General features: G+C 56.3%; 3 protein-coding genes and 2 pseudogenes. 2 read left to right on the forward strand and 3 right to left on the reverse strand.

Annotated features, from left to right (window positions below):
* Together HV796_RS44870 and HV796_RS46200 are read right to left on the reverse strand one after the other, a co-directional pair.
* Nucleotides 1-291, reverse strand: a pseudogene (locus HV796_RS44870) (hypothetical protein); the annotation flags it as partial.
* Nucleotides 292-294: 3 nt separating this feature from the next.
* Nucleotides 295-903 (reverse strand): annotated as a pseudogene (locus HV796_RS46200) (ESPR-type extended signal peptide-containing protein); the annotation flags it as partial.
* Between the two features lie 1,140 nt (nucleotides 904-2,043).
* Here HV796_RS46200 and HV796_RS39420 point away from each other — a divergent pair.
* Together HV796_RS39420 and HV796_RS39425 are read left to right on the forward strand one after the other, a co-directional pair.
* A complete protein-coding gene (locus HV796_RS39420) occupies nucleotides 2,044-4,203 on the forward strand; it encodes an OPT family oligopeptide transporter (RefSeq protein ID WP_175233181.1) in 2,160 nt (719 codons plus the stop codon).
* Between the two features lie 898 nt (nucleotides 4,204-5,101).
* A complete protein-coding gene (locus tag HV796_RS39425; protein WP_175233182.1) occupies nucleotides 5,102-5,827 on the forward strand; it encodes a hypothetical protein in 726 nt (241 codons plus the stop codon).
* A 541-nt stretch (nucleotides 5,828-6,368) separates the two neighbouring features.
* Here HV796_RS39425 and HV796_RS39430 read toward each other — a convergent pair.
* The gene (locus HV796_RS39430; RefSeq protein WP_175233183.1) at nucleotides 6,369-6,731 is read right to left on the reverse strand and encodes a hypothetical protein; all 363 of its coding nucleotides are present in this window, start codon (nucleotides 6,729-6,731) and stop codon (nucleotides 6,369-6,371) included.
* Between the last annotated feature and the right edge of the window lie 178 nt (nucleotides 6,732-6,909).

Below are 6,909 nucleotides of genomic sequence, written 5' to 3' on the forward strand. Positions count from 1 at the left end.
CCGTTCGTTCCCGGCCGAGCCCACGCTCACCACGCCGCTTGCGCTGCCCGCGTACGTGTACGCCGTGCCCGCGATCGTGTCGCCCGTCCACGGCACGGCCGCCGTAGCCGCGATCGAACTGGTACCCAGCGCGACCGAGTTCGCCACCGACGCCGTCGCAAGGGCGCCCAGCGCCAGCGCATTGTCCTGATTCGCCGTGGCGCCCTGTCCGATCGCGGTCACGCTATTCCCGGTTGCTGTGGCGGCCTGGCCAAAGGCGGAGGCCGTCGCTCCGCTGGCGGTGGCCTGCATGCCCACTGCCATCGCGTTATCGCCATTTGCGAAAGACCCCGTACCGAACGCCGACGCATTGGTGCCTTGGGCAATCGCGCCCGAAATATTGATGCCTCGGGTATCAGCACCGCCACCAACAGCGGTCGCCGCATCCCCGCTAGCGGTTGCGCGGCTGCCGATCGCTGTTGCGGAACGGCCTGCAGCTACAGTTATTGATCCAATCGCCATGGCGTTCGAATAGTTACCTCCGCCCGCCCCCCCACCGGCAGGGCCCACCGCAGATGCATTGTTACCGATGGCAATGTTGTCGCAGCCGTTCGCATTTGCCGGAAGCGTGGTATCCGGACCAATCACAAGATTACCGCTGCAGTTGGTGGCTGACTCAGTCGAGGTGCCATTGATCACGTAGTCCGCAAACGCGGGCATTGGGACAGTGGTGCCCAGCGCAGACAGAACAGCGAGCGTGGAAATGCCCGTCGCGTGCCGGAAGCGGTGACTAATTAGTTCAGCAGTTGCCGTTTTCGGGGTACGTTGTCCTTTCCCTTTCGAGTTGGCGATCGCTGTCTCCGCTGCCGGCACCCAAGCCTGCACACGACGGTTCCACACCAGCTGATAAAGATTCCTGTTCATAGTCTACCTGTCCTCTCGTCATCGTCATTGACATTCCTACGCATGCATCGATTCCATTCGCAACCATTCTATTTATTTAGCACTACTTATATATAGATGTGCGACCCGCTCTCGGATCTCGCGGCGACCTTCAAGTCGCCAACCCGTGCCCGCATCACATCAATTATTATTTGATTTTGTAGCGCTATTTTTATTAAATTAAATCACCAGGATTTGCCACTCTTATCGAGAAAACGAAGCGACGACCAACACTGAACAAACAATTCGTAGACCATCCTACGGAAGGTCCTCCCTGCCACGTGCCAGGGGACGTTACGAATCTCACGCGCTTACCAGTCAGACCACCGGTTCACGCCTGCACGGGCGAGTCAACGCTACAGTGCACCCCACTGCAGAAGAACCCCAAAAACACGGATCCGGCACGAGACTGTCAAGACATACGAAACACTGTCTGCCCACAAACGGGCGGGCTCATCCACGCAAATGACCGAGCCCCCTTCTACTGCGTAAAGTATCTTTACGGCCACTGCAGCAGTCAATAAATTTCAACATTCAGCCAAAACCTTATTTCCTTCACGATATTCCTCTCAATTTTCACCCTATATAATTGATTGAATGTTTTTAATATTATTAACGCAACACGAACCAAAAAGACAATTCTTATTCAATATATTAAATCGAAATATTGACTGAATTGAGAACATAAAGGATGATCAACCATCAAGGATCTGCGCCCGTCTTTTCCGATTTTTCGGCGACACAGGACATATCATCTGAATGGCCCCCAGTGTTTGATGAGGTCGAGTGAGGTATATGTCAATAAGCGAACGTCCGTAATAACGGTCACTACGCTCCGATTGCCCAAGCGGAATTGAAGTCTACGAAGTTGGCAGAGCCACGAGTGAGTGTATTCAACAACCCATCCAAACTTGGCATCCACTTCCAGCGTTCGATTAGACGACTTGCCATCGAAGTTATCAACGGCTACACGAACGAACGCCTTGTGATGCGCGAGCTCTTGCTCAATCTTCGCGCTCGCTTGCACAGTACTGCTTTTTGATCGCTGACCAGCTCAATTTAGTTTCGATCGATCCAAATGCCGCGTAAATCACGCAGGAATTCGTAGAATTCGGAAACGCCATGAGTTCGCATCCGACGCGTCCTCCTGAAACCAACCCGCTCCCCGAGCTTACCGTGCGCGGCATACTGCTTGGCGCGCTAATTACAGTCGTTTTCACGGCGTCAAATGTCTATCTAGGCCTCAAGGTTGGCCTCACGTTTTCCTCATCGATACCGTCGGCCGTGATTTCGATGGCCATACTACGTGCCATGCGTGGTGGCAACATTCTCGAAAACAACATGGTCCAGACGCAGGCTTCTGCAGCCGGAACGCTTTCGTCGATCATCTTTGTGGTGCCTGGTCTGGTGATGATGGGGCATTGGCAGGGATTCCCGTTCTGGACCACGTTCGCCATTTGCGGTGCGGGCGGCGTACTTGGTGTGCTGTTCACAATTCCGCTGCGTCACGCGATGGTCGTGGACAGTTCATTACCTTACCCCGAGGGTGTCGCTGCTGCCGAGATCCTGCGCATCGGCAGTGCGCCGCTTGCAGGACTTGACGTAGCACGGCCTCAAAACGCTGCGACAGATTCAAAGCGAATCGGCAATGAGGAAGCAGATGAGCTCCCGGATATAGAGAAGCCCGGCAGGGCTCCGATTTCGAGCAGCAAAGTTGTGCAACCTGAGGCGGGCGCAACGGAAATTTTATTTGGCGGCGTGCTTTCAGCATTGTTCGCATTCGCGATTAACGGCCTGAGGATTCTTGCAGAGAGCGTGACCGTCTGGGTCCCGGTTGGCTCTGTCGTGTTCCGCATCACAACCGGCTTTTCACTCGCACTGATCGGGGCAGGTTATCTGATCGGAATCGTCTCCGGACTCGCGATCCTGCTTGGCGTCGTGCTTAGTTGGGGGATATCCGTGCCCTTACTCACATGGACTGTCCCGCACACCGACGGGCAGGCGCTATCCACGATTGCGGCAAACCTTTGGGCGAGTAAGGTGCGCTTTATCGGCGCAGGGACTATTGGCGTCGCTGCGATCTGGACACTCATTACGCTAGCAAAGCCAATGATCGCCGGGCTGAGAGTGTCGTTTGCCGCAATTGACGGCACAAGCCGAGACAAACCGGCAGCGCGCAACCGCACCGACACGGATCTAAGACCGCGCTGGGTCATCGGTCTGACCATTTCGGGTATGGCGGTCTGGTTTGTGACTTTCAGCGTATTCCTTGCAAACGCACCGCTGAGGTTTGACGTGATCGCCTCGCTGGTCGTTTGCAGCGTAGGTTTCGCGATGGTGTTCGGGTTTCTCGTAGCTGCGGCATGTGGATATATGGCTGGCCTCGTTGGCTCATCCGCGAGCCCAATTTCTGGTATCGGTATCGTGGCAGTCATTCTTGTTTCATTGCTGATTCTTGGTATTGGAGAAGCCAGCGGATTACTCACCACTTCAGGAGGCCGCGACCTCGCAATTGCGCTTGCCCTTTTCACGACGTCAGCTGTGATCGCAGTTGCAACAATTTCGAACGACAACTTGCAGGATTTGAAGACCGGCTGGCTTGTCGGCGCAACTCCATGGCGCCAGCAGGTCGCACTACTGATAGGTTGCGTGATCGGCGCGGCTGTGATTCCGCCGGTACTGAATCTGCTGTACACGGCCTACGGCTTTTCGGGTGCGCTACCTCATCAGGGGATGGACCCGACAAAGGCGCTCTCGGCGCCGCAAGCTACACTGATGACCGCGATTGCGACCGGCATTTTCACACACCATCTTGCCTGGTCCATGCTCGGCATCGGCGTCGCGCTGGGCATTTTTCTAATCGCGTTGGATGCAATACTCGCGCGCCGCGGCGGCGTGGCGCGACTACCCGTAATCGCAGTCGGTATTGGCATCTATCTGCCTCCAACGATCGGCACAACGCTCGTTATCGGCGCTGTGCTTGGCTGGATCGTGGAGCGTACGCTGCGTGCGCGAGCGAAAGCGTGCAATGTCGACTATGCTCAGCTCTCTGATCGTGCAAATAGGCGCGCCGTCTTGCTCGCATCAGGCCTGATCGTCGGGGAAAGCCTCGTGGGCGTGGTCCTCGCTGGTATCGTCGGCTTTACGGGCAAAGATGCTCCCCTTGCCATTGCCAGCGGCGGGTCCCAGACGGTCGCAGAGTGGTTCGGGCTTCTAGGGTTCTTGGGACTCTGCGCGGTTGTTGTCCGTCGCGTGATTTCGTCAGATGTCAGGTCCGGCTGAGGCGAGTCCGTCATGCAACGGCTGTGACGCTGACCAAGAAAGAAAAGAGGAACTCCGTTATCGCTGATCGTCCAGAAGATCGCCACACAGCAAGCCACGATATTAGTGGCGACAGCGAGCTCAAGGCAGCGCACACAACCAAATTCTGCCGCCACACTTGTGGCGCAAACTATCACAGTCAACCAGCAAAGTTCCCGGACGAACAGGATACCGCTCCGGTGCGATGATGATACGGCAATCGCAAGGCAGCGGTAGTACTCAACCGGCGCCGGAGCAACAGGACAGCCCCTTACTGGTACCGGACCAGCACAAGGCGAGTTTCACTCACCGTGATGCTGGCCAGTTCGCGCAGCACTACGACCGCACGTAGCGGTAACGTGACTACGCCTGACGCCCTTTGCGGTCGGCACCACTCGTCTCCGCGGGAGAAGTGACCAAGCGTGCTACGTCGCCCCACTCACATCTCAATGAGAAGTGGGTCGCCAAGCAAAACGAGTCATTCAACGTAGGTATACCCCCCGCTCGCCGCATGACCTCATTCATTCAGGCCTGCGCATTCTTTCTGCCGCAGTGACTAGATATTGCCACGGCGTTGATGATAAAGTCGTTTGTAACGCAAGACCACTCCCTAAGTATGAATCGTCACCACGAGGAACGGTCCAATCTCCGGCCCGGGACCCTGTGTCGAGCGGCGCATCCTGCATAGGGATCTCTGCAGCGACTTAGGCTTTGCGCGCAATCTTGACTTCATGCCGTACCGCTGCGCGTCTGCTTGTACAGAGCGCTGAGAATAACCGCCTAGCAAGTCTTTAATGGCAAATTCTAGTGGTGCCTCGCGTCATTCGGCTGGAGGATAGCGAATCGCTTGAACCGAAGCTGTATCTGGACAGGACCGGCTATGAAAGAAGTAAACAAGAAGTTCCCGCAATCGGTCTGTATTGCGACCCCCGCCCATGAGGGGACCTGCAAGATGGGCTATGTCGAAAGCCTGCTGCCGTTGGTTATCGAGTTGATACAGCGAAATGTCGGCGTCTACTTCACCACTAGCAAAGGGGCTCTGGTCGTGGCGGGCCGTAACCTATGCGTCGATTTCTTCCTTAAGCAAACTTCAGCGACGCATCTGTTTTTCATCGATAGCGACATGAGTTGGCGCACTGCCGACGTCATGCGAATGCTTGAGTATGGAAACCTCGATGTTGTCGGGGCGATGTGTCCGAGGAAGGAGTACGACTGGGAACGCATTGCCAGGATTGCGCGGGCACGCCCCGATTTGCCTGCCTCCGACCTGCCGCTGTATGGCGTAAAGCAAATACTTGAAATTCCGGTACAAGACGACGTAATGGAAGTTGAGGCTATCGGAACCGGCATGATGCTGATTCGACGAGAGGTATTCGAGGCCTTGAAAAACGCTCATCCGGAATGGTTGCAGGGAGGGCATAGCATCCATTCCCAGACCTTCGCCTATTTTGGCGGCGCGAGGAACGCCGACGGGGTGAGTGAGGATATCGCGTTCTGCGCAGACGTACGATCGATCGGCGGTAGCATCCACGCCTGCCCATGGCTTCGCATCGGCCACATCGGGAACCATGAGTTCGTCGGACATCCCGTAGCGACTCACCGGTAAGGCCATCTGCGCGCTCTTGCACTTATCCACATCTTTTCCGCGAAACCTGGCATACGTCATGCCCCATATCCAAGCGACATGACGGGCAGGCGACTGGCGGATTATTTGCCATGGTTAGAGCCTGAGGCCCAGCAAAGCTAATTCCAGGGAACATGGTTGCGCCGCCGCTCCGCAATGCTGCTGGAAAAGCTATGAGACGGCATGGGGCAGACTATTCCGTTAGCGTGTCAGGACCGGACTTCGACCGAAGCTGCGTAACGGTTCCTGTCGATCTACCGCGTCATCCTGAGTTGGCTCATATCCTGGCTCACCCCGCTCGGCAGGTCGGCGTCGCCGGCCGCCACGGAACTCGCGTTCACGCACACCGAAATTGAATTGCTTGAATGCGTCCTTCGCGACACTCCTCACAACGCGCTGGCATCGCCGCTCGTGCGCAACGTTTTCAGGATCGCTCAGCTCGGTGGTCGGTTACCTTTCGCGCGCAGCGTCCCTCTGCCGGGCAATACCTTGATGTGGCGCGGGATGCGACGTCTGACTGACATCACAGCTCGCGTGCGAGCTTGCGCCAAAAGAGTGACAATTGCAAGGTTGCCAACTCGCTTACGAATGTGACACCAACCAGCGAACAAAACCGCGAGCAGGTCGGCGACCTTGTGCGTAGTACGTAGGCGGCCATCGGCCGGACGGTCAAAGTCGCGTTTGCCGTTTTCAGGTAAGTACCAGCGAGCAGCTTGCTCAGGTCTCGACAAAGGATCGAGTTCCGGTGATCAAGTCTCGGGGCGAAAAAGGCTTCGTGCCGTTGCCGCACCGCTTGGCGGTCGAGTGCAGCGTCGGCTGCCTGAACCTCATTCACCAACTCGCGCGAGATTACCAGCGCTTGCCGGAGGCTCTCGCAGGACTTCATTCTGTAGTCTTTTCCGTTCCGATGGTCATTCAGTTCGCAAAATGACAACGGTTCCGTAGCCCACTCTCTAATCTTACTGTGTCAGTGCGACGTGAAGTCGCGTAGAGGATTGTTTCACCTGGCTGCGGCCAGGAAGGAAACCGATTGTTCCGTCAATCGTAACCTACCGGTGCATGCT

Source organism: Paraburkholderia humisilvae, assembly GCF_902859855.1.
Classification (GTDB): Bacteria; Pseudomonadota; Gammaproteobacteria; order Burkholderiales; family Burkholderiaceae; genus Paraburkholderia; species Paraburkholderia humisilvae.